The following is a 427-nucleotide window of genomic DNA, read 5'->3' as shown; positions in this document are numbered from 1 at the left end:
CGCGGCCTACGGCTGGCACACCCAGCGGGTGGACTGGACCAAAACCGGCGAGTACGCCGAGGACGTCCAGGAGCTCTACAACGCCCTGGCCGCGGCGAAGGCCGAGACCGGGCGGCCCTCGATCATTTCGCTGCGGACCGTCATCGGCTGGCCGGCCCCGGGCAAGCAGAACACCGGCAAGATCCACGGCTCGGCCCTGGGCAAGGACGAGGTCGCGGCGCTGAAGGAACGCCTGGGCTTTGACCCGCACCAAAGCTTCCAGGTCGAGGACGAGGTGCTGGCGCACGCCCGGCAGGTGGCCGGCCGCGGGGCCGCCGCCCGCGCCGGGTGGGAGCAGTCCTACCGGGCCTGGCGGGAGGCCAATCCGGAGCAGGCCGCGCTGCTGGACCGGGTGCAGGCCTTCGAGCTGCCGGCCGGGTGGGAGGCC

1 pseudogene (cut by a window edge) is annotated in these 427 nt (G+C 73.5%); it reads left to right on the top strand.

What is annotated here, in order from left to right:
• A pseudogene (locus HGG74_RS04775) lies at positions 1-427 on the top strand (thiamine pyrophosphate-binding protein) (its annotated part continues 504 nt past the right edge of the window); the annotation flags it as partial.

It is taken from the genome of Arthrobacter mobilis (genome assembly GCF_012395835.1).
GTDB lineage: Bacteria > Actinomycetota > Actinomycetes > Actinomycetales > Micrococcaceae > Crystallibacter > Crystallibacter mobilis.
The sequence above is the reverse complement of the archived record's forward strand: the minus strand, read 5'-3'. Positions and strand labels throughout refer to the sequence as shown.